This window comes from uncultured Desulfovibrio sp., assembly GCF_949282365.1.
Classification (GTDB): Bacteria; Desulfobacterota; Desulfovibrionia; order Desulfovibrionales; family Desulfovibrionaceae; genus Desulfovibrio.
On record NZ_CASDOY010000036.1, the window covers coordinates 1 to 20152 of the forward strand.

Genomic DNA, 20152 nt, shown 5'->3' on the forward strand with positions numbered 1-20152 from the left:
CAAGCCCGTGGACGCCGCCCAGGCGGGGCGGCCCGCAGGGACCGGCCGTCCGCCGCGATCACGGCCACCTTGTGCGAGCCGGGCAGCGGGCGGGGCAGGCCCGCAGCGGGCGCGGGCCGCCAGAAAAACGGACAGGAAGGGGCCGGGAGGCGGCAGGGCCTCGCGCCCGCGCCGGGCCCCTTCCCGTCATGAGGGACGAAAGGGGGGAGCCTAGACCTTTTCCGCCGGGGCCACGTCCTGCAGCGGTCCCAGTTCGCCGTTGCGGTTGAACAGGCCTTCCAGCATCAGGGTCAGGGCGCCGTCGCCGGTCACGTTGCAGGCCGTGCCGAAGCTGTCCTGCAGGGCGAAGATGGCGATGAGCAGGGCCACGCCATTGGGATCGAAGCCCAGCACGCCGGTCACGATGCCCAGCGAGGCCACCACGGTGCCGCCGGGCACCCCGGGAGCGCCCACGGCGAAGATGCCCAGCAGCACGCAGAAGAGCAGCATGGTGCCCAGGGAGGGCAGGCTGCCGTACAGCATCAGGCTGATGGTCATGACGAAGAAGGTCTCGGTGAGCACGGAGCCGCACAGATGCACGGTGGCGCCCAGGGGCACCATGAATTCCACCATGGTGCGGCTGAGCACCGGGGACTTGCGGGCGCATTCCAGGGCCACGGGCAGGGTGGCGGCGCTGGACATGGTGCCCACGGCGGTCAGGTAGGCGGGGGCGTAATGGCGGAAGACCTGCGAGGGATTGCGGCCGGACAGTACGCCGCCGATGCCGTAGAGCACGCCCAGCCAGATGAAGTGGCCCACGATGACGATGAGCACCATCATGATGAACACGGGCAGGTGGCGGCTGAGGGAGCCTTCATAGGCCAGGCCCAGGAAGGACAGGCCCACGAAGAAGGGCAGGATGGGGATCATGATGCGGTTGACCAGGGCGGTCATAATGCGTTCCATCTCGCAAAAGATCTTGCCCAGGGTCTCGGACTTGGTCCAGACGATGGCCACGCCCATGGTCAGGGCCAGCACCAGGGCGCTCATGACGCTGAACAGCGGCGGGATGTCCAGACGGAAGACCATCTCGGGCAGGGAGCGCAGGGTCTCGGTGCTGGTGGCGATGGAGAGGTTGGGGATGATGCAGTAGCCGGAGATCATGGAGAACAGGGCCGCCCCCAGGGAGGAGACGTAGGCCAGGCCCACGGCCACCAGCAGGATCTTGCTGGCGTTCTGTCCCAGGCGCACGATGGCCGGGGTGATGAAGCCCACGATGACCAGGGGCACCAGGAAGAAGATGATCTGCCCGAAGATGTGGCGCAGGGAGACCACCACGTCCATGACGTGCTTCAGAGAGCCTTCGGCGTTCTCGCCGAGGTAGAGACCGATCAGGGCGCCGATGATGATGCCGCCCAGCAGTTTGAGAATAAGGGAAAAATCGCCGACCTTAGCAGCCATCCTGCACCTCCGGGTTGTTGGAAAGACAAAACCACAGACAACAGCATGCAGCCTAGCGCAGGCCGGGGCCTTTTGCAATGTATCGTGCCATATCCGTCATCTTTTCAGGACAAAAAAGAGGCCTGCCCGGGCGGGCAGGCCTCTGTATCAGGCTGAGCATCCCTTCTGCCGGCGGGAGCCGCTTCAGCGGGACCGGGACAGGTTAGGGCCGATGGTCGGGACGGGGGCCGCCGGGACGGGGGCCGGGGCGCGGGCCGTCAGGCCGGGGCCGGGGACCGTTATGCCTGCCGGGGCGCGGGTCGGGGCGCGGACCGGGGCGGTGGTAACCGGGGCGGGGCTCAGGCCGGGGACCGGGGCGGTGGTAGCCGGGGCCGCCGGGACGGGGGCCGGGACCCTTGTGGACACCGGGATGCGGGCCGGGCTTGGGACCGCGACCGTCCTTGTAGTGGCCCTTGGGCTTGGGTTTGGGCTTGCCCTTGTGCCAGCCTTCATGGCGGCCGTTGTCGTTACGGGCCACCAGGGTGCCGGCCAGGCTGCCGAAGCTGTCGGCGCCGGCCAGATCCACGCTCGTCATGCCGTCAGGGGCGGACTGGGCGGCGCGGCTGTCGTCCGCGAAAGCGAAGGCAGCCAGACAGACCAGGGCCAGAGCCGGCAGCAGGAAACGAAAGTTTTTTGCGCTCATGGCAAAACTCCTTGCGTGTTGGGGCCTGTCCGCAGCGGGCAGGTCTTCCCCTCGATTACCGCATAGCACTCTGCACGGTCCGGGGCAAGGCTAAATATTTTTACAGGTTGGAGGAAAAGATTTTCATTTTTTGCCCAGGCGCAGGGCCGGCGCTCCCAGGTCCAGGGCCGCCGCGCGCCGGGCCACGGCGTCGGCTTCGGGGCGCACATAGGCGCGCCCTTCCAGCAGGTATTCCTTGGCCGCCAGATCGGCCCCGCCGCAGGGGCAGGTCGCGGCCTGGCGGGGCAGGACAACCCGCCGCAGCAGCTGATGCCGCAGGCCCAGGCTGTGGGTATGCCGCAGCGTCTGCCGCGTGACCTCCTCGCCGTCGGCGGGGCGGCAGAGCACGCGCAGCAGGCCGGCGGGGCGGTTCTTCTTGCCCGTGCCCGGCAGCCAGAGCACGTCCAGCACCTCCGGAGCGGCGGCCAGCCGTTCGAGGGCCGCGCCCAGTTCTTCGCCGGTCAGGTGGTCCAGATGGCATTCCAGCTGCATGACGTCTTCCTCGCCGCCCTGGCCGTGATCGGCCTGCCGGGGCTCCCCGGCGTCCACCAGCCAGGCCCGCAGGCCGGTGGGGGAGGGCCGCGAGCCGTAGCCCGTGCCCAGGGCCAGCAGGCGGCCTTGGGGACCGGACACGAAGTCGTCCACCAGCACCCGGGCCAGGGCCGCGCCCGTGGGCGTGACCAGCTCCGTGCGGGCGCCGGTGGGCTGGACGGGCAGGCCGCGCATGAGGTTGGCCGTGGCCGGCGCGGGCAGGGGGATCTCGCCGTGCGCGCAGACGATGCTGCCGCTGAACCAGGGCAGGGCGCAGGCCGTGACCCGCTCCACGTCCAGCCGGTCCAGGGCCCAGCAGGCGCCCAGGATGTCCACCAGGGTGTCCACGGCCCCCACCTCGTGGAAATGGACCTCCCCGGGCGCGATGCCGTGGGCTTCGGCCTCGGCCAGGGTCAGGGCTTCCAGCACGGCCAGGGCCCTGTCGCGCACCCGCGCTGCCACGGGCACGGCGGCGAAGATGGCGGCGATGTCCGCCGGGTGGCGCAGGGGCTGGCCCTCTTCCCGCCAGCCGACGTCCACCCGGCAGCCGGGGCCGCCGCCCCGCTCCTCCTGCCGGACATCCAGCCGGCAGGCCACGCCGGCCTGCTTCAGCAGGGCCGGCAGGGGAGAAAGATCCACGCCCAGATGGGCCAGGGCCGCCAGAGTCATGTCACCGCTCATGCCGTGACTGCAATCGAGAAAAAGCTGTCGCATCGAAGATCTCCGCCAGGAAAAACAGCGCTGCCGCATCCGCAAGTACAGGCTTGTTTGTGGGCGCGGCTTGGTATATGGTGAAAGGACAGGACAGAAAAGGGAACGTTCCCGCCCGCGGCATGCCGCAGGGCCTCTGTTCAACAGGAGGATCCATGCTCGTAGAAAACTGGATGGCTACCAACGTCATTGCCGTCAAGCCCGACACCTCGCTGCTGAAGTGCCGCAACCTGCTCAAGGAGCACCAAATCCGCCGCCTGCCCGTGGTCGATGACCAGAACAGGGTTGTGGGTATCATTTCCGACAGAGACGTCAAGGGGGCGTCGCCCTCCAAGGCCACGGCGCTGGAAGTGCACGAGATGCAGTACCTTCTGGCGGAACTCAAGGCCAGGGACATCATGACCCCCAGGCCTGTGACCATCAAGCCGTGGGACAGCGTGGAACAGGCCGCCATCCTTATGATGGACAAGAGGTTCGGCGGGCTGCCCGTTGTCTCCGAAGACAACAAGCTGGTGGGCATCATCACCGACCAGGACATCTTCAAGCTGCTGATCAACATCACCGGCGCGCGCGTGCCCGGCATGCAGATCGCCTTCGAGCTGCCCGATACCCCGGGCAGCATGCGCGTCATTTTCGATACCCTGCGCCAGCACAATGCCCGCATCATCTCGGTGCTGTCCTACTATCTGGACGGCGACAAGCGCCAGGTCTATGTCCGCATCCGCAGTATGGCGGACCAGGCCGCCGAAGACGCCCTCATCAAGGCCCTGGAAGCCACAGGTACCCTGCTGCTGGCCGCGCCGTATGATGTGGCGGACTAGTCCCTGCAACAGCGGATATAGAGAGCAAATCTTCGTGTCTGCGTAGGTTTTGAAGGGTTTTCGGGACTTGCCAAGATTATTTTTTTGTGGCAAAAGAAGTGTGCATTTGCGATTGCAGGGCAGTCGCATCAATGGGGAATGAGCCGAATCCATACTTCGGCTGTCTGGCTCGGGCCGCAAGGCCCGCATAGAGTAAACGTCCAAGGAGGACACGCATGGCTGAAATTAGCTTTCAGGGCAAAACCTTCGAAGTTGATGAAGACGGCTTCCTGCTCCGTTTCGACGACTGGTGCCCGGAATGGATGGAATACGTAAAAGAATCCGAAGGGATTGTTGACATCACCCCCGACCATCAGAAGATCCTGGACTTCCTGCAGGACTACTACAAGAAGAACGGCATCGCCCCCATGGTCCGCATCCTGTCCAAGAACACCGGCTACAAGCTGAAAGAAGTGTACGAACTGTTCCCCTCCGGCCCCGGCAAAGGCGCCTGCAAAATGGCTGGCCTGCCCAAGCCCACCGGCTGCGTGTAGTTCACAGCTTTGCTCGAAAGGCGGGGCTCTCTGCCCCGCCTTTCTCCTTTCAGGCGTCCCCTCCCGCAGGCGGACGCCTTTTCTTTACGCTGCGGCGGCCTTCCCTTTACGCGCAGCCAAAAAAACGGTATCCGCCTTGCCATGAACGCAAAAAAAGTCCTCCTCTGGTTCGTTGTCCTGCTGCTCCTGCTGGGCATCCTCGGCAGCGCGGCCGTGGCCGGCATGTTCTACTGGGCTTCGCGCGACCTGCCCGATCTGGAACGCCTCACAGGCTATGAGGCCCCCCAGGCCACGGTCATCCTGGCCCGCGACGGCTCCGTCATCGGGACCCTGGCCACGGAAAAACGCTACAGCATCACCCTCAAGGAGATGTCGCCCTGGCTGCCCATGTCCTTCCTGGCCGCGGAAGACGATTCCTTCTACCAGCATCACGGCGTCGATCCCGTGGCCATCGTGCGCGCCTTCATCTACAACCTGCGCAACAAGGCTTCCGGCGGCGGCCAGCAGGGCGGCAGCACCATCACCCAGCAGATCATCAAGCAGCTGCTGCTCTCCTCCGAGCGCAGCTATACCCGCAAGATGAAGGAGGCCATCCTGGCCTACCGCCTGGAACATACCGTCAGCAAGGACGACATCCTCCAGACCTATCTCAACTACATCTACCTGGGCCAGCATGCCTATGGCGTGGAAGCCGCCGCCCGGACCTATTTCGGCAAGCACGCTTCCGACATCACCCTGGCCGAGAGCGCCGTCATCGCCGGTCTGCCCCAGGCCCCCAGCCGCTACAACCCCTTCCGCCATCCCGAGGCCGCCAAGGCCCGCCAGATGTACGTCCTGGGCCGCCTGCGCAGCCTCAAATGGATCACCGAGGAACAGTACCAGCAGGCCATCGCCGAGCCCCTGGTCTACTGGAGCATGCCCGAAGGCCGCGGCGGGGCCGCCAAATGGTATTTCGAGGAAGCCCGCCGCCTGCTGGTGGAATTCTTCACCGAGGACAACCTGCGCGCTCTGGGCATAGACACCCTGAAAAGCGGCGAGGAATACGTCTATACGGCGGGCCTCACCGTGCGCACGGCCATGGATCCCGTGCAGCAGGACGCCGCCGGCGCGGCCCTGCGCCGCGGGCTGGAGGAGCTGGACAAGCGCCAGGGCTGGCGCGGCCCGGTCAAGAAGCTTTCCGCTGAGGAAGTGGCCGACTTCCGCGACAAAAGCAGCTTCAGCCCCAACGATCTCATGGGCAAGGCCTGGGTGCGGGCCGTGGTCACGGCCGTGGACGCCAAGGGCGCCCGCGTCCTGCTGGGCAACGGCTATGGCGGCTACATCCCCGTGGCCAACATGTCCTGGGCGCGCACGCCCAACCGCAAGGTCTCCGGCTGGGGGGCCGCCGCCGTCCGTGACGCCCGCAAGGTGCTGGAGGTCAACGACCTGATCATGGTCTCGGCCGCGCCCGTGACCGTGCAGGAAAAAAGCGACAGGAAGGGCAAGACCGCCAGCAGGACCGTGGACTTCGATCCCGCCGCGGCCAGCCCCCAGAAGCCCATCGTCCTGCTCCTGCAGCAGGAACCCCTGGTGCAGGGGGCCCTGGCCTCCGTGGAGACCCAGAGCGGCGACGTGGTGGCCCTCATCGGCGGCTACCAGTTCGGCGACAGCCACTTCAACCGCGCTACCCAGGCCCGGCGCCAGCCCGGTTCCAGCTTCAAGCCCGTGGTCTATTCCACGGCCCTGGACTTCGGCTTCACGCCCACGTCCTCGGTGCTGGACGGCCCCTTCGTCTATGTGAACCCCTACACCAACGAAGTCTGGCGGCCCGGCAACTACGAAAAGAACTTCCGCGGCATCATGCCCCTCTACGAGGCCCTGACCCTTTCGCGCAATACCTGCACCGTGCGCCTGGCCCACAAGGTGGGCATCAGCAACGTCATCCAGCGCGCCAAGATGCTGGGCCTCGAGCCGCACTTCCCGCAGGAGCTGTCCATCAGCCTCGGCGCGGTGGCCGTCTCGCCCCTCAACCTGACGCAGGCCTACGCCGCCTTCGCCAATCAGGGCTTGGGCGTGCGCCCGCGCATCATCACGTCCATCACCGACAACAACGGCCGCGAGCTCTACCGCCAGGACATCCAGCACTGGCAGGCCCTCACGCCGCAGAACGCCTACCAGATGGCCACCCTGCTCAAGAACGTGGTCAACTCCGGCACCGGCAGCCGCGCCCGTGTGGACGGCCATGTCATCGCGGGCAAGACCGGCACCAGCAACGACGAGAACGACGCCTGGTTCGTGGGCTTCTCGCCCTATCTGGTCACGGGCGTCTATGTGGGCTTCGACCAGCTCCAGTCCCTGGGCAAGCAGGAACAGGGCGGCCGTACCGCGGCCCCCATCTTCCGCTACTACCGCAGCCAGATCGAGGACCTGTACAGCGACCAGCCCCAGGACTTCACCATGCCGCCCGGCATCACCATGCAGGATGGCCTGGCCTATCAGGGCGTGCCCGGTCCCGGCCTCTCCGCCATCGACAACGCCAGCGAGGACCCGGCCACGGGCAGCAGCACCCCTACGGCACCCGATACCTCCGGCGGCGGCGAGGACCTCATGCGCCAGATGTTCTAGCTCCGAAGCATCCCGGGGATGCTTCCGGGGGCAGGGCTCCCACCTGCCGGCGGCCGTTGTCCGCGGCCGTGCGGCAGGCGGTGCCCGCAGTGCCCGGGGACGGCCACGACGGCAGCGGCCACGACGGCAGCGCGCCGCCTGTCCCGGTCCCCGTCTCCCCGCGTCGCTGCGGACAGAGCTCGCCGTAACGGGCACGGCCTTGCGACCGCGCCGCGCAACCTCCCAACCAAACAAGGAATCTCATGATCCCCTACGGCTCTCTGGTGGTCTATGTCACCCCCAACAAGGACCGGCGCTACATCAAGCGCCTTGAGGAAGGCCAGGACTGGCACAGCAACGACGGCGTGCTCAGCGCCGCGGCCGTGCACGCCGCCGATTTCGGCAGCGAAGTGCGCACCAGCCTGGATGTCCCCATCCGCGTGCTGGAAGCCACCCTGCACGACCGGCTCAAGGGCCTCAAGCGCCAGACCCAGATCATCTATCCCAAGGATATCGCCTACATCTGCCTGCGTCTGGGGGCCGGTCCCGGCCGTACCATCATCGAGGCCGGTTGCGGCTCCGGCGGCCTGACCACCGGTCTTTCCTGGTTCTGCGGCCCCACCGGCCGCGTGGTCAGCCACGAGGCCCGCGAGGAATTCATGAAGCTGGCCCGCCGCAACCTTGAATGGGCCGGCGTGGGCGAAAACGTGGAGATCGTCCACCGCGACATCGCCGACGGCTTCTGCATCGAGGGGGCCGACGCCCTCTTCCTCGACGTGCGCACCCCCTGGGAATACCTCGACCACGCCGTCAGGGCCGTCAAACCCGGGGCCATGTTCGGCTTCCTGGTGCCCACGGTGGATCAGGTCAGCAAGCTGCTCATGGGCCTGGAAAAAGGCCCCTTCGCCGATATCGAGGTCTGCGAGATCCTCATGCGCAACTGGAAGCCCGTGGCCGACCGCCTGCGCCCCGAGGACCGCATGAACGCCCATACCGGCTTCCTCATTTTCTGCCGCCATCAGGAACGCAGCGCGGACTTCGAATACAGCCGCCCCCTGGGCACCCGCCAGCGCAAGCAGGAGGCCGCCCGCCAGGCCCGTCTGGCCGAGAGCGGCGTCAGCCCCTACGACGACGCCGACTAGGGCGTGGCGACACCATCTTTCCGGCGCGCTTTTCGGATGGGCACGGGCATTGCGCCTGCGCCGGCCGCGTGTTCTTTTGAGCGAGAGGAGGAGGGGCGTTTTTTGTAAAAACCGCTCCTCCTCTCGCGCTCTCCTCCTCCCCGAAAAAACTTTTTTCAGGTCGCCCTCGCCGGTCCCCGTCGCCGCCTCGCGGCCGCCGTACAGCGCCCTGCCCGGCAGGGGCGCTCGTCGCCGGGGCGGTGGCTTGCGGCGCTGGGCGGCAGGGGCAGGACCCGTCATCAGGGCTGTGTCCCTGTGGGATATTCGACATGGCATGGTGAAATGAGATTATTTTCAGATCCGTCGCGAGGGCGCGGCAGGGGCCGCCACAGACATGAAAGAAGCCCGGTCAGAAACTGACCGGGCTTCTTCGTGTCATGGGACGGCGGGGCTTTTCGCTGTCGCCGCAGGGGCGTCACACAGGACGGGAGCCGGGCGGGTATGCGCGCCCACTATGCGGGACGGGCAGGGCGGGCAGGCCGGGGCCGCCGGAACAGGCCCGGCTTTGCCGCGGACCGCCGCCGTGACGCCGCTCCGCGCGCGGTTACAGCTGCGCCAGGCCGATGGCGGGCAGGGCGGCTTCCAGGCCCGCGCCCAGACGGAAGAGGGTCGTCTCGTCAAAGGCCTTGCCGATGAGCTGCATGCCCACGGGCATCCCGCTTTCGGCAGCCATGCCCACAGGCAGGGACAGGCCGGGCAGGCCGGCCAGGTTCAGGGACAGGGTGTAGGCGTCCATGAGGTACATCTGCAGCGGGTCGGCGCTGTGGCAGCCCAGTTCCCAGGCCGTCACGGGCGAGACCGGGGCCAGCAGGGCGTCGCACTGTTCCAGGGCGGCCAGGTATTCGTCGCGGATCAGGCGGCGCACCTGGGCGGCCTTGCGGAAGTAGGCGTCGTAGTAGCCGGAGGAGAGCACATAGGTGCCCAGCAGGATGCGGCGCTTGACTTCCTGCCCGAAGCCTTCGCTGCGCGAGCGCACATAGAGTTCGGCCAGCTGTTTGACGTCCGCGGCGCGGCGGCCGTAGCGCACGCCGTCGAAGCGGGCCAGGTTGGAGCTGGCTTCGGCCATGGCGATGATGTAGTAGGTGGCGATGGCCGCACCGGTATGGGGCAGGCTCACCTCCACGATCTCGGCCCCTTCGGCGCGGGCGGTGTCGATGGCCTGCTGGCAGACGGCGCGCACTTCGGGGGCGAGGCCCTCGGCGTAGAATTCCCTGGGCAGGCCCAGGCGGGCGCCCTTGAGGTCCGGCGCCGCAGCGGCGGCGTCGTAGTCGTCCACCGGGCGGGGATCGCAGGTGGCGTCGCGCTGGTCATGGCCGGCGATGACGCCCAGCACGCGGGCGCAGTCGGCCACGCTGCGGCCCAGGGGGCCGATCTGGTCCAGGGAGGAGCCGTAGGCGATGAGGCCGTACCGGGACACGCGGCCGTAGGTGGGCTTGATGCCGGTGCAGCCGCACAGGCTGGCCGGCTGGCGGATGGAACCGCCGGTATCGGAACCCAGGGAGGCGAAGCACTGGCAGGCGGCCACGGAAGCCGCGGACCCGCCGCTGGACCCGCCGGGCACGCGCTGGAGGTCCCAGGGATTGTGCGTGGTCTTGTAGGCGGAATTCTCCGTGGTGGAGCCCATGGCGAATTCGTCGAGGTTGTTCTTGCCCAGGATCACGGCCCCGGCTTCGCGCAGGCGCTGCACGGCAAAGGCGTCGTAAACGGGCATGTAGCCTTCAAGGATGCGCGAACCGGCGGTGGTGGGCATGCCCACGGTGGAAAGGGCGTCCTTGACGGTGACGGGCACGCCCCAGAGGGGCCGGGAGGCGTCGGGGCCCTGGGCGTCCAGCTGGCGGGCGCGGGCCAGGGCGGCGTCGGCATCCACATGGAGCAGGGCCCCCACGCGCTCTTCGGTGGCGTCGATGCGCTCAAGGCAGGCGCGGGCGGCTTCTTCGGCGCCGATCTCTTTTTTTTGCAGGGCATCGGCCAGCGCGGTCAGGTGCAGCGAGCAGATCTCGTTCATGATGCGTCTCCTTTAGACGATGCGCGGCACGATGAAATAATCTTCATCATGTTCGGGAGCGTTGCCCAGCACGTCCTCGCGGCGGCGCTTGTGTTCGGGCCGGTCGTCGCGCATGGGCGTGGCATGGGTCACGGGGCTGTAAAGGGGTTCCACGGCGCTGGTGTCCACCTGGGCCAGCACGTCCATATAGGCGAGGATGTCGCCGAACTGGCGGGCAAAGAGGGCCTTTTCCTCGTCGCTGACGGCAAGGCGGGACAGCTGGGCCATGTGGGCCACGACGTCCTGACTGATGTTCTTGTTTTCGGACATGGCTTCTACCTTGGCAATGTACCGCTACGGGGCGGTACGGGTTGTACCGGCGGCGGCCGGCGAAAGACGCAGTTTGTAGGACGGCTGCGGCGTGGTGGACAGGGGCGCCACGCCGGGTGCCGGCGATGTGGTGGCCGGGGTGTTGAGCACGGCGGGGCCGGCCGACATGCCGGGCAGGCCCGGGATCAGGGAGTTGCCCTGTTCGTCCACGGTGGGCAGGCCCTGCATGCGCAGGCTGGCGCGCTGCAGGATGGCTTCGCGCATGCTGCGGAAGCGGGCCAGGTCCAGCGGTTCCATGCCGTTGGCGGCGGGCTGGAACAGGTGCAGTTTCTGATGGGCGACGCCCTTGCCGTCCCAGGACAGGGGCGCCATGGACCACTGGAGCTGCATGCCGGCGGCCTGGGCGTTGACCGTGGCGGCCGGGGGGCGGCTGTCGAAGGCCATGCGCACGGCGAAACGCACGAAGTCATAGCCCAGGGCCGTCCAGAAGTCGGTGCCGGGCACCCGCAGGGCCGCGGGGGCCTGGGCCGCGTTCCAGGCGCCGGGGAAGACGGCCAGGGCATAGCGCTCGGGCTCGGCCACGGTCTTGCCGTCCAGGCCCTGTTCCCACAGGGTGGTGCCCAGCAGCACCAGGCGGTCTTCGCCGTTGTACATCAGACTGGTGGTCAGCAGGTTCATGTTCTTCCACGAATCGGGCAGGAAGAGCGCCTCGAAGGGCGTCTGGGGGATGGGCGCCGTGATGTTCTCCCGGGTGGTGGGATCGATGAGCGTGGCGGCCTGTCCGCTCCAGGTGCTGGAAGCGCCGGGCGTGTAGCTGGCCGAATGCAGGCTGATGCCCATGCCCGCCAGCTTCTGGTCCAGCAGGGCGGTCATGCGCGGGCCGTAATTGTCCGTGGGATAGAAGGCCCCGAAGGTGCGCAGGCCCAGGTCATCGGTGACGAAGCTCACCAGACGGTCGATCTGGTCCTGGGGGCTGGGGAAGAAGCGCCAGGCCCGCACGCCTTCGTCACCGGGCAGCAGGCTGGGCATGAAGGCGAAGAAGACGCGCTTTTCCAGCATGCCGGAAGTCTGCAACTGCTTGAAGACAGGCGCCTGGAGCGGACCGCCCACCATGATGCAGGTGGGCGGCAGGGCCGCGAGCTGGGCGTTCCAGTCGGCCTTGCTGGTATCCACCAGATGCAGCTGGGCCAGCAGACCGCCGGCCTGCAGCTCGCGCAGGGCGATCTGGGCGCCGTTGCGGATCTTGGCGGCCACGCCGGCATAAGGCCCGCTGCTGGGCAGGGCCAGGGCGATCTGGGGCCCGCTGGGGGCGGCCGGTTTGGGCGCGGGGGCCTTGCTGGCGGTGGTGGGGAACTGGCAGGCGCCGAGGGCCAGTGCCAGGAGCAGCAGGAGCGGGAGAAAAACGCGGGATGGGCTGTTTTTCATGGCAGTACAGGGCTGAAAGGATGGCATCAGGGCAGATGCGTGGACGGCCCGGGGCCGCGCGGGGAACGGCCTCGGACGAACCTCAGGCAGGCGGCCTTCAGGCAGCCGGTCCGGGCATGCGGCGGCACCCCCGGGCAAGTCTGGAATCATAGCCCGCTACGCATCGTGGCGCAAGAGGGCGGAAAAGGCGGGAGCGCGGGGCAGGGCATGAAAAAACGCGACGCGCCCAAGGATTGGATTGGAGCAGAGCGCGTCGCGTCTGTGCCTGTAAGGCACAAAGATGGCAGACCGTGCGCCCGCGATGGAGCGCACGAGAATTGTGCAATTAAACTGAGCTATTATGCACGAGGAAATGGGCTTTGTAAAGCGATTTTTCCCCAGGCGCGGCTTTTGCCGTGCGGGGAGGACGGCGCGGCACAGGCCGTCCGGGGCAGTGCCCCGCGCCCGGCGGGGCCAAAAACGGTCAGCGCGGCAAGGGATGCGGCCCCGCAGGGACCGGTCGCAGGGGCATAAAAACGCCGCGGACGGGGAGACCGTCCGCGACGCTGCTGCGAAAAAGACTAGTTGCGCGGGCCGCCGCCCCGGTGATCGGGGCCGGGCTTGTTGTTGTCCCGGGGCGCGGGACGGGAGCCGTGGGACGCGGGCTTGTGGGGCCGCGGTGCGGGTTTGACCGCCTGGGGGGCCGGCTTGTGGGGCGCGGGTCTGGCACTGGGCGCGGGAGCGGGCTTGTGGGACGGCGGGGGCGCCTGGTGCCGCGGCGGCGGAGGCGGACGGTTGTCATGACGCGGCGGGGGCGGGCCGTCATACCAGGGATCGTTGTTGGCGGGCACGCAGGCCGTTCCCAGGGCGAACAGCCCGGCCAGCGACATCAGGGCCAGACAGTGGAGGATCCTTTTGCAGGAAAACCGCGTGGACATGGCGACTCCTTGGTTTGGTCCAGCATAGCAGGCTTGACGGAGGATGGAAAGAGGAGGGGCAGGGCGCGAAATGCCCGCGCGGCCGCCTGCCGCGTTCGTCCCGCCGCCTGCCGCGGCCGCCGTCCTGTCAGCGCGACGCTCTCCCGTTCCGGCTTCCCTTGCGGCACTGCATGCCCCGGCCTTCGACGCCCCGCCGTATCCGGGACCGGCGCGGCCGTCTTCCGCATCCGCCACGACGCTCTCCCGTTCCGGGTCCCCCGTGACAGCTGACCATGCCCGTGCCTCCGCGCTGGTCTCCCGTGCCCCGTGCCTTGTCGCGTGAGGCGACGGGCACAAAAAAAGGGGACGGCCTTACGGCCGTCCCCGGGATGCGCTGTTGGCGGGCGATGTCTTATTTCTTCACTTCGGTGAAGTCGGCGTCCACCACGTCGTCGTTGTTGTTGCCCTGGGCCGCGCCCGCGCCGGGGTTGGCGCCGGCGCCGGGCTGCTGGGCCCCGGCATTGGGGGCCTGCTGCTGGTAGAGCTGTTCGGCCAGCTTGTGCGAGGCCTTGGCCAGTTCTTCGGTGGCAGCCTTGATGGCGGCGGCGTCATCGCCTTCCATGGCCTTGCGCAGGGCCGCGATCTTGCCTTCCACGTCGCTCTTGACGGCGGTGTCCACCTTGTCGCCCAGATCGTTCAGGGACTTTTCGGTGCCGTAGATCAGGCTGTCGGCGTGGTTGCGGGCTTCGATGACTTCCTGCTTCTTCTTGTCTTCGCTGGCGTGGGCCTCGGCCTCGCGCACCAGACGCTGGATGTCTTCTTCGGACAGGCCGGACGAGGACTGGATCTTGATGGACTGTTCCTTGCCGGTGCCCATGTCCTTGGCGGAGACGTTGACGATGCCGTTGGCGTCGATGTCGAAGGTCACTTCGATCTGCGGCACGCCGCGGGGTGCCGGCGGGATGCCGGTCAGGTCGAAGCGGGCCAGGGTCATGTTGTCGGCCGCCATGGGACGTTCGCCCTGGAGCACATGGATGGACACGGAGGGCTGGTTGTCGGCGGCCGTGGTGAAGACGTTGCTCTTGCGGGTGGGGATGGTGGTGTTGCGGTCGATGAGCTTGGTGAACACGCCGCCCATGGTCTCGATGCCCAGGGACAGGGGCGTCACGTCCAGCAGCAGCACGTCCTTGACGTCGCCGGCCAGGATGCCGCCCTGGATGGCGGCGCCCATGGCCACCACTTCGTCGGGGTTCACGGAGCGGTTGGGTTCCTTGCCGAAGAACTCGCCCACCTTCTTCTGCACCAGGGGCATGCGGGTCATGCCGCCCACCAGGATGACTTCGTCGATCTGGCTGGGGGAGAGGCCGGCGTCGCCCAGGGCCTTCTGGCAGGGAGCGATGGTGCGGTCCACCAGGTCGCTGACCAGGGCTTCCAGCTTGGCGCGGGAAAGCTTGATCACCAGGTGCTTGGGACCGGTCTGGTCGGCGGTGATGAAGGGCAGGTTCACTTCCGCTTCCATGGAGGTGGAGAGGTCCTTCTTGGTCTTTTCCGCGGCTTCCTTCAGGCGCTGCAGGGCCATGCTGTCCTTGGACAGGTCGATGCCGTTTTCCTTCTTGAATTCTTCCACCAGGTAGTTGATGACGCGCTGGTCGAAGTCTTCGCCGCCCAGGAAGGTGTCGCCGTTGGTGGCCAGCACTTCCACCACGTTGTCGCCCACTTCCAGGATGGAGATATCGAAGGTGCCGCCGCCCAGGTCGAAGACGGCGATCTTTTCATTGGCTTTCTTGTCGAAACCGTAGGCCAGGGAGGCGGCCGTGGGTTCGTTGATGATGCGCTTCACTTCCAGACCGGCGATGCGGCCGGCGTCCTTGGTGGCCTGGCGCTGGGCGTCATTGAAGTAGGCGGGCACGGTGATGACGGCTTCGCTCACGGTCTCGCCCAGGTAGGCTTCGGCGTCGGACTTCAGCTTGGCCAGGATCATGGCCGAGATCTCGGGCGCGGTATAGGTGCGGCCGTCCACTTCCACACCGGCGTCGCTGTTGGCGGCGGAGGTGATGGCATAGGGGGAATGTTCCTTCCAGCGGTCCACTTCCGGGGAGGCGTACTTGCGGCCCATCAGACGCTTGATGGCGAAGATGGTGCGTTTGGGGTTGGTCACGGCCTGACGTTTGGCGATCTCGCCCACCAGGCGTTCCTTGTCGGTGAAAGCCACCACGGAGGGAGTGGTGCGGCCGCCCTCGGGATTGGTGATGCACTTGGGGTCCTTGCCTTCCATGACGTAGACACAGGAGTTGGTGGTCCCAAGGTCGATGCCGATGATTTTGGACATATAGGAATCCTCCTCAGAGAAATAAAAACTGTATTCGGTGCGCGCCCGGAGGGCGGCTTTTTTTCGTTCGCTCTCTAAGTAAGTCTTTCTGTCTGCTCGTCCAGAGGCAAAAAGAAATTTTTTGCCGTCTTTTTCGGAACGGGGCGGCGACGCGCTCCGCCGCCCGGGGGTGCGGGGCCTGTTGGCAGGCTTTTTTACGGCTTCGCGGCCCGCAGCGTCGTGCGCGGAAGCGGACGTCCCGCTGGCTGAGATCACCTTCGGCACGGACAGGGTGCCGCCGTGCGCGGAGGAAGGCTGCCGGGCCGTGCCCTGTCGGTGGTGTGCTGCTGGCAGGCCGGAGGCGGGGAAGCCGGGGCCGGTGCCGGGAGAGCGGCGGGCCGGAGACGGACGGGGCTGTTGATGGCGGGGCCGGTGATGTGCTGCCGGCGGGACGAGGGAGGGCGGATGCCGGACTGCTGCCCGCTGATGGCGTGGCCGTGGCGGACGGGCACGCGGGCCGGTGCGGCGCCGCCCGGTGCGCTGTCCGTGGGCTGTCCGGCGGGCAGTGACAAAATGTGTCAGCGGGCGAAATCCACTTGCCTTCCGGGCTGGAAAACCGTAGTGAAAAAAGTAACGACTAGTAACACCGGCGCATGCGCCGAACAAGGAGGACCATATGGACAACAGCAGACGTAATTGCTTGTGCGGGCTCGGCGGACTGGCCGTAGGCGGCGCTGTGGCGGCCCTGGTGGGCACCGGCAGCACCATCGCCCGCGCGGCGGCCCCGACCAAGCGCTTCGAGCAGGTCAACGGCGAATTCGGCTGGAAACCGCACAAGCTGGATCCCAAGGAATGCGCCAAGGTGGCCTATGAAGGTTACTGGTACAAGGGGTACGCCTGTGGTTATGGTTCCTTCTACAGCATCATCGGCGTGCTGGGCGAAAAGTACGGCGCGCCGTACAACCAGTTCCCCTTCAGCATGCTGGAAGCCAACAAGGGCGGCATCTCCGACTGGGGCACCATCTGCGGCGCCCTGTACGGTGCTGCGGCCGCCTTCGCCCTGTTCTGGGGCCGCAAGGAACGCACGCCCATGGTCAATGAACTCTACCGCTGGTACGAGACCACCAAGCTGCCCATGTACAATCCCGGCGACCTGGCCCAGGGCGTCAAGGGCGACCTGCCCCAGAACGCTTCCGGTTCCGTGCTCTGCCACATCTCCGTGTCCAAATGGTGTGCCGCCCACAAGATCGAGGCCACCAGCAAGGCCCGCAGCGAACGCTGCGGCCGTCTGACCGCCGACGTGTCCTTCAAGGCCGTGGAGATTTTCAACGCCAAGATCGAACAGGGCAAGGACTACAAGGGCACCTTCGCCGTGCAGCCCGCCGTGAGCGGCTGTGGCGAATGCCACCAGACCAAGGGCAACGAAGCCAACTGGGCCAAGGGCGTCATGGACTGCACCCCCTGCCACAACGGCGCTGCCCCGCTGCAGAACAAGTTTGAGAACCATCCCTAGGGCCTGGGGCCCTGCCGTCAGGCTCCCGCCTGCAGGACGATGAAAAAAGGAAGGGCGCGGCTCCGGGGAGCCGCGCCCTTTTCGTCGTTTTTCCCTGCCGGGGACGATCCGCCCTGGAGTGCGTCGATGCAAATTTTACGATCCATTCAGATAAACAGGGGAGATCGGCCACAGATGCCCGGTGAGGACTGCCTGCCGCCGGCTCCCGCGTGCATCTGAAAAAGCGCGTCGGGGAAAGAATGGGCCCGGGGGAAGGGGAAACCTCCCGCGCGGGTATCGACAGCAACGCGCGATCCGAAGGGCGGCCGCAGGCCGTGCCCGTTGCGACGCGGGAAGCTGCGGGCATCGACAGCAACGCGCGACCCGAAGGGCGGCCGCAGGCCGTGCCCGTTGCGACGCGGGAAGCTACGGGCATCGACAGCAACGCAAGGGGCTGCCTTCCCCCTCAAAATAAAACATGACGGGTCCCGAGCCTAGCCCACCAGGCTGGAAAAGCTCATGACCAGGCACAGCCCGCCGATGCAGGCCACGGTGGCGGCGTTGCCGTTGCCGGAGGCATTGGCTTCGGGGATGACTTCTTCGATGACCACATAGACCATGGCGCCCGCGGCGGCGGACAGGGCGAAGGGCAGCAGGCTGCCCGCCAGCTGGGAGGCCACGGCGCCGAGGATGGCCCCGATGGGCGCCGTACAGCCGGAAAGGACGCCGCACAGCCAGGATTTGCGGGCCGAGAAGCCTTCGGCGCGCAGGGCCGTGGCCACCACCAGGCCTTCGGGCAGGTTCTGGAGCAGGGTCGTGCCCGTGACCATGAAGGCGGAGCTCATCTCCAGGGCCACGCCCGAGGGCAGGGTGCTGCCCGCGGCCACGGCCCCGTAGCCCACGCCCATGGTCAGGCCTTCGGGGATGTGGTGCAGGGCCATGGCCGTGACCAGCAGGACGCTGCGCCGCCAGCTGGTGGAAAGGCCTTCCTGCTGCTTCTGGCGGATGTGCAGGTGGGGCAGCAGGTGGTCGAGGCCCATGAGGAAGGCCGCGCCGGCCATGAGGCCGCAGACGATGGGGATGAAGTGCCAGCGGCCCATGTGCGAGGCCATCTCCGCCGCGGGCTGCAGCAGGCCCAGAAAGGCCGCGCCCAGCATCATGCCGCCGGCGGCGCCCAGCATGCAGTCCATGGCCAGGCGGGAAAATTCGCGGCGCAGATAGATGGCGCTGGCCCCCAGGCTGACCGAGAGCCAGGAGAGCAGGCCCGCCAGCAGGGATTGCAGGATGGGATGTCCGAACAGTGCTTCCATGATTTCTCCTTCTGTACCGGGATGGGCCCGGGCCTGTCCCGCGCTGTTGCAGCAGCGCGCGACCGGATGGCGGCCCGCAGGGCCGTGCCCGTTGGCCGGAGGCCTTACGGGCATCGACAGCAAGGCGCGACCGGATGGCGGCCGGGCTGCGCCTGGGTGCTGTGACCGTCAGGGGGCTTGGCGAAAAGATCCATGGAAGGCGCGGCAGGCCCGGCATCCCCGCGGCTGTCGCGCCCCCCGGAACGACAGCCGCCGGGCATGCGGACATGCCGGCGTGGAAAGTGCCTCCTTGCGGGCTGGTCCGCAAGGAAGGCGCGGCGCGCTGTGGCCGCGACGGCGCAAGGCCTGCGCGGCTGTGACCGGGAACGGGCGGCGCGCCCTGCCCGTCCGGTGGGAAAAAAGAAAGGGCGCCTTTGGCAAAGGCTCCCTTTCCCGTCTGGCGACTGTCGGGCGGCGCTAGATGTCCTGCCGGTATTGCAGGGACTGGCGCAGGGTCTCCCGGTCCATGTATTTGACTTCGGCCCCCAGCGGGATGCCCTGGGCCAGGCGCGAGACCCTGATCTGCGGGAAGCGCTTGCGCACCAGGTTCCTGATGAACGAGGCCGTGTTCTCCGCGTCGATGGTGGCGCCCAGGGCCAGGATGAGTTCCCGGACCTCGCCTTCTTCCAGCCGGGCGATCAGCCGGTCCAGATCAAGGCTCTCGCTGTCCGCATGGGCCAGCGGCGCCAGCAGGCCGCCCAGGATCATGTACTGGCCGTGGTAGAAGCCGCCCTCGTCCAGGGTCAGCATGCTGTCCCATTCGGCCACCAGGCAGAGGGTGTCCCGCGAGCGGGTGTCATCCTTGCAGATGGCGCAGGGGTCCGTGGCCGAAAGGCCGCCGCAGCGCGAACACAGGTGCAGATCATCCCGCAGGTCGTGGATGCCCCTGCCCAGACGCCGGGTCTCCGCCTCGGGCCATTTGAGCAGGGTCATGGCCACGCGCATGGCCGATTTGGGGCCAAGACCGGGCAGGCGCGCCAGCTGTTCCACCAGGGCGCGCAGCGGTTCCGGGATCTGGCTGTGCATGGTCTAGAACACGCCGGGCAGGCGGATGCCGCCGGAGATGGCGCTCATCTCGCGGTCCAGGGTCTCGCGGGCGATGCGGCCGGCTTCGTTGACGGCGGCCATGATCAGGTCCTGCAGCATTTCCACGTCGCCGCCTTCCAGGGCCTTGGGATCGATGGTCAGCTGGCGCAGTTCCTGCTTGCCGGAGACCACGGCCTTGACCATGCCGCCGCCGCTGCTGGCTTCGTAGCTGCGTTCGTGCAGTTCGTTCTGCAGTTTGGCCAGTTTGTTCTGCATGACCTGCGCCTGGCGCAGGATGTCGTTCATGTTACGCATGGGGATCTCCTTGGTTGGCTTCGGTGCAATGTTCGATATTGGCATCGAGCAGGCGGAGGCAGGCCTGCAGTTCGGGCCTGTTCCGGTATTCCTCGATGAGTTCGGCTTCGGTGCGGGCCTGGCGCGGTGTATCGAAGACCACGCGCAGCTGTCCCGCGCCCCAGGCCTCCAGGGCCTGTTCCAGCTGGGGGCGCTGTTTCTCGGCCTGATGCAGCAGGGTCTCGGCCTGCGGGGTCAGGCGCAGGCGATCGCTTTCCCAGCGGGCGCGCAGCTGGCGCAGCAGGTGGAGCTGCGGCGCGGCTTCGCCCTTTTCCAGCCTGCGGGCGCAAAAATCGCAAAAGGCCTGCCAGTCGGGCCGGAAGCCGGACGCGGGCCCTTCCGGGGCCTGTACGGACGCGGACGCCGAGCTTTCGGGCGCTGCGGGCGCGGCCGGTCCTGCCGCCGGCGCGGCGGCCTTCCCGTCCCCGTCAGGCTCCCGGGACTGCGCGCGGGACGGCATGTCCGGG

At 67.4% G+C, this 20152-nt stretch carries 16 protein-coding genes and 1 pseudogene; 5 read left to right on the forward strand and 12 right to left on the reverse strand.

Going from position 1 to position 20152, the window contains the following annotated elements:
* Positions 1-210: 210 nt before the first annotated feature.
* From Q1X76_RS07450 to Q1X76_RS07460, 3 genes are all read right to left on the reverse strand, one after another.
* Complete coding sequence (locus Q1X76_RS07450) at positions 211-1440, reverse strand: dicarboxylate/amino acid:cation symporter (protein ID WP_300719007.1); 1230 nt, start codon at positions 1438-1440, stop codon at positions 211-213.
* A 202-nt stretch (positions 1441-1642) separates the two neighbouring features.
* Positions 1643-2122: a hypothetical protein gene (locus Q1X76_RS07455; protein WP_300719009.1), complete on the reverse strand. Its 480-nt coding sequence runs from the start codon at positions 2120-2122 to the stop codon at positions 1643-1645.
* A gap of 123 nt (positions 2123-2245) precedes the next feature.
* On the reverse strand, positions 2246-3442 hold the full coding sequence (locus Q1X76_RS07460) for a LarC family nickel insertion protein (RefSeq protein ID WP_366140993.1): 1197 nt from the start codon (positions 3440-3442) through the stop codon (positions 2246-2248).
* 116 nt (positions 3443-3558) lie between these two features.
* On the opposite strand from Q1X76_RS07460, the gene Q1X76_RS07465 reads away from it, so the two are divergent.
* The 4 genes from Q1X76_RS07465 to Q1X76_RS07480 all read left to right on the forward strand — a co-directional run bounded on the left by Q1X76_RS07465 (position 3559) and on the right by Q1X76_RS07480 (position 8482).
* A complete protein-coding gene (locus Q1X76_RS07465; protein ID WP_300719012.1) occupies positions 3559-4224 on the forward strand; it encodes a CBS and ACT domain-containing protein in 666 nt (221 codons plus the stop codon).
* Positions 4225-4439: 215 nt separating this feature from the next.
* Complete coding sequence (locus tag Q1X76_RS07470) at positions 4440-4757, forward strand: TusE/DsrC/DsvC family sulfur relay protein (RefSeq protein WP_300719014.1); 318 nt, start codon at positions 4440-4442, stop codon at positions 4755-4757.
* Positions 4758-4898: 141 nt separating this feature from the next.
* Positions 4899-7361, forward strand: coding sequence for a PBP1A family penicillin-binding protein (locus Q1X76_RS07475; protein ID WP_300719015.1), 2463 nt, complete (start codon positions 4899-4901; stop codon positions 7359-7361).
* A gap of 242 nt (positions 7362-7603) precedes the next feature.
* Positions 7604-8482, forward strand: a complete 879-nt coding sequence (locus tag Q1X76_RS07480; protein ID WP_300719017.1) for a tRNA (adenine-N1)-methyltransferase — start codon at positions 7604-7606, stop codon at positions 8480-8482.
* A 583-nt stretch (positions 8483-9065) separates the two neighbouring features.
* Here Q1X76_RS07480 and gatA read toward each other — a convergent pair.
* The 5 genes from gatA to dnaK all read right to left on the reverse strand — a co-directional run bounded on the left by gatA (position 9066) and on the right by dnaK (position 15485).
* On the reverse strand, positions 9066-10526 hold the full coding sequence (gatA, locus tag Q1X76_RS07485; protein WP_300719018.1) for an Asp-tRNA(Asn)/Glu-tRNA(Gln) amidotransferase subunit GatA: 1461 nt from the start codon (positions 10524-10526) through the stop codon (positions 9066-9068).
* Between the two features lie 12 nt (positions 10527-10538).
* Positions 10539-10835, reverse strand: a complete 297-nt coding sequence (gene gatC, locus Q1X76_RS07490) for an Asp-tRNA(Asn)/Glu-tRNA(Gln) amidotransferase subunit GatC (RefSeq protein ID WP_300719019.1) — start codon at positions 10833-10835, stop codon at positions 10539-10541.
* Positions 10836-10859: 24 nt separating this feature from the next.
* The gene (locus Q1X76_RS07495; protein WP_300719021.1) at positions 10860-12260 is read right to left on the reverse strand and encodes a hypothetical protein; all 1401 of its coding nucleotides are present in this window, start codon (positions 12258-12260) and stop codon (positions 10860-10862) included.
* Between the two features lie 560 nt (positions 12261-12820).
* Positions 12821-13177, reverse strand: a complete 357-nt coding sequence (locus Q1X76_RS07500) for a hypothetical protein (RefSeq protein ID WP_300719023.1) — start codon at positions 13175-13177, stop codon at positions 12821-12823.
* A 391-nt stretch (positions 13178-13568) separates the two neighbouring features.
* Complete coding sequence (gene dnaK / locus Q1X76_RS07505) at positions 13569-15485, reverse strand: molecular chaperone DnaK (protein ID WP_300719024.1); 1917 nt, start codon at positions 15483-15485, stop codon at positions 13569-13571.
* Between the two features lie 655 nt (positions 15486-16140).
* On the opposite strand from dnaK, the gene Q1X76_RS07510 reads away from it, so the two are divergent.
* The gene (locus Q1X76_RS07510; protein ID WP_300719026.1) at positions 16141-16977 is read left to right on the forward strand and encodes a C-GCAxxG-C-C family (seleno)protein; all 837 of its coding nucleotides are present in this window, start codon (positions 16141-16143) and stop codon (positions 16975-16977) included.
* A 473-nt stretch (positions 16978-17450) separates the two neighbouring features.
* Here the strand turns inward: Q1X76_RS07510 and Q1X76_RS07515 are convergent, their stop codons facing one another.
* The 4 genes and pseudogenes from Q1X76_RS07515 to Q1X76_RS07530 all read right to left on the reverse strand — a co-directional run.
* Positions 17451-18266, reverse strand: a complete 816-nt coding sequence (locus Q1X76_RS07515; protein WP_300719027.1) for a ZIP family metal transporter — start codon at positions 18264-18266, stop codon at positions 17451-17453.
* 456 nt (positions 18267-18722) lie between these two features.
* Positions 18723-19331, reverse strand: coding sequence for a recombination mediator RecR (gene recR / locus Q1X76_RS07520; RefSeq protein ID WP_300719028.1), 609 nt, complete (start codon positions 19329-19331; stop codon positions 18723-18725).
* A gap of 3 nt (positions 19332-19334) precedes the next feature.
* Positions 19335-19646, reverse strand: a complete 312-nt coding sequence (locus Q1X76_RS07525; RefSeq protein WP_300719029.1) for a YbaB/EbfC family nucleoid-associated protein — start codon at positions 19644-19646, stop codon at positions 19335-19337.
* Positions 19639-20152 (reverse strand): annotated as a pseudogene (locus tag Q1X76_RS07530) (DNA polymerase III, subunit gamma and tau); the annotation flags it as partial. The gene Q1X76_RS07525 and the pseudogene Q1X76_RS07530, both read right to left, overlap by 8 nt.

What these genes read in the sequence shown, in the direction of transcription:
- Q1X76_RS07500 (WP_300719023.1), bottom strand. Translation starts at nt 13,177, where the DNA reads ATGTCCACGCGGTTTTCCTGCAAAAGGATCCTCCACTGTCTGGCCCTG.
- Q1X76_RS07470 (WP_300719014.1), top strand. Translation starts at nt 4,440, where the DNA reads ATGGCTGAAATTAGCTTTCAGGGCAAAACCTTCGAAGTTGATGAAGAC.
- Q1X76_RS07515 (WP_300719027.1), bottom strand. Translation starts at nt 18,266, where the DNA reads ATGGAAGCACTGTTCGGACATCCCATCCTGCAATCCCTGCTGGCGGGC.
- Q1X76_RS07510 (WP_300719026.1), top strand. Translation starts at nt 16,141, where the DNA reads ATGGACAACAGCAGACGTAATTGCTTGTGCGGGCTCGGCGGACTGGCC.
- gatA (WP_300719018.1), bottom strand. Translation starts at nt 10,526, where the DNA reads ATGAACGAGATCTGCTCGCTGCACCTGACCGCGCTGGCCGATGCCCTG.
- recR (WP_300719028.1), bottom strand. Translation starts at nt 19,331, where the DNA reads ATGCACAGCCAGATCCCGGAACCGCTGCGCGCCCTGGTGGAACAGCTG.
- Q1X76_RS07455 (WP_300719009.1), bottom strand. Translation starts at nt 2,122, where the DNA reads ATGAGCGCAAAAAACTTTCGTTTCCTGCTGCCGGCTCTGGCCCTGGTC.
- Q1X76_RS07460 (WP_366140993.1), bottom strand. Translation starts at nt 3,442, where the DNA reads ATGCGGCAGCGCTGTTTTTCCTGGCGGAGATCTTCGATGCGACAGCTT.
- Q1X76_RS07475 (WP_300719015.1), top strand. Translation starts at nt 4,899, where the DNA reads ATGAACGCAAAAAAAGTCCTCCTCTGGTTCGTTGTCCTGCTGCTCCTG.
- Q1X76_RS07450 (WP_300719007.1), bottom strand. Translation starts at nt 1,440, where the DNA reads ATGGCTGCTAAGGTCGGCGATTTTTCCCTTATTCTCAAACTGCTGGGC.
- Q1X76_RS07480 (WP_300719017.1), top strand. Translation starts at nt 7,604, where the DNA reads ATGATCCCCTACGGCTCTCTGGTGGTCTATGTCACCCCCAACAAGGAC.
- Q1X76_RS07495 (WP_300719021.1), bottom strand. Translation starts at nt 12,260, where the DNA reads ATGAAAAACAGCCCATCCCGCGTTTTTCTCCCGCTCCTGCTGCTCCTG.
- Q1X76_RS07465 (WP_300719012.1), top strand. Translation starts at nt 3,559, where the DNA reads ATGCTCGTAGAAAACTGGATGGCTACCAACGTCATTGCCGTCAAGCCC.
- dnaK (WP_300719024.1), bottom strand. Translation starts at nt 15,485, where the DNA reads ATGTCCAAAATCATCGGCATCGACCTTGGGACCACCAACTCCTGTGTC.
- Q1X76_RS07525 (WP_300719029.1), bottom strand. Translation starts at nt 19,646, where the DNA reads ATGCGTAACATGAACGACATCCTGCGCCAGGCGCAGGTCATGCAGAAC.
- gatC (WP_300719019.1), bottom strand. Translation starts at nt 10,835, where the DNA reads ATGTCCGAAAACAAGAACATCAGTCAGGACGTCGTGGCCCACATGGCC.